The following is a 397-nucleotide window of genomic DNA, read 5'->3' as shown; positions in this document are numbered from 1 at the left end:
TGTCAATCACCGGATCTTGTGTCAGAATAGTCAATTTCCAATTAGGCCCAGTACCAAACCAAAGTTGCCCGTTAGGCAGAAGTAAGCTTGCTCTTCGGTTATAGTCATTTGAGAGAAAACCTTGCGCTGCTGCATACTTGAAAAAATTCCAGGGCGTGTTTGGATCAGCGGGAGGTTTTACCAGAAGGAGACCATCTACAGTCCCTATGTATATGCTGCTATCTTTCTGCTGTAAGTTGTACGTGACGTCCGGTACGAGTCCTTCTGCTTCCCCTAGATTGGTGATGGTTTGACTGGTAGGATCTATAATCGAAATGCCACCCTCTGTTGACACCCACATTGTACCATCCGCCCGCTGTATGATCTTATGAACGATGTTATGAGACAATCCTTCCTG

The 397-nt window shown here is 45.8% G+C and carries 1 protein-coding gene; it reads right to left on the bottom strand.

The annotated features are described in order from the left end of the window. The coding region (locus AAGF08_RS20515; protein WP_343513330.1) for a two-component regulator propeller domain-containing protein at positions 1-397 on the bottom strand (397 nt) is incomplete at both ends.

It is taken from the genome of Algoriphagus sp. SE2 (genome assembly GCF_039563885.1).
Lineage (GTDB): Bacteria > Bacteroidota > Bacteroidia > Cytophagales > Cyclobacteriaceae > Algoriphagus.
This window is presented reverse-complemented; position numbering and strand designations above follow the sequence as displayed.